The organism is Pseudoalteromonas sp. P1-7a (assembly GCF_001401855.1).
Classification (GTDB): Bacteria; Pseudomonadota; Gammaproteobacteria; order Enterobacterales; family Alteromonadaceae; genus Pseudoalteromonas.
Genome location: NZ_LKDU01000089.1, coordinates 1 through 633, shown reverse-complemented (window position 1 = coordinate 633; position 633 = coordinate 1). Strand labels below are relative to the sequence as shown.

General features: G+C 30.8%; 1 protein-coding gene. It reads left to right on the top strand.

Features of this window, described 5'->3' with window-relative positions:
* Positions 1 to 20: 20 nt before the first annotated feature.
* Positions 21 to 633: hypothetical protein (locus tag AN389_RS19575; RefSeq protein WP_200911316.1), on the top strand; the 613-nt coding region annotated here is incomplete at its 3' end.

The window sequence follows — 633 nt, the reverse complement described above, 5'->3', positions numbered from 1 at the left end:
AAAAAAAGAACTTAGATACTGTGATTGAAACTCTTTCTTCCACTATAAGCGAACTAAGCTCAATAAATGCTATTGAGTTGATGTCAAATAGATGTGAGTTAGATCGACATGAAAAAAGATCTGTTCAATTGTTTGCCAAGCATAATAATGCTATCGGTGCAGAAATTAATGCTATTTCTGAGGGGTTATCATCTGCAAAAGTATTACGCATTACACTGCTTAATAGCAATGGTTTACCATTTCATCATGCTTTAGCAAAAATCGATAGCCATAAAAATATAGACATTGAAGATATTAATTTTCGTTCAAATATAAGTAAACTTCCTGTTGGAAGCTTTCCTATTTTATTAAATAGTTACTATGCTGGCTGTGGTAGTAAAAAAGGTATCTTCTATCAATTTGCAACAGACTATAAATCGGATTACTTTGACCTCGTGGTCAAAAATCAAGAGGACACTATTGAAGTATTGGAAAGGTTAAAAATAATTCTAAATCACTGGATTCAGAATAAACAAATGAAACAGTTTACAGTAAAAGATATTAGAAGAAAATTGTGTTCCGATGTTAAATTTGAAACTATACAGCATGAATTGGCAAGTATTGACGGCATAGATGTTAATACTTTTGAAAAAA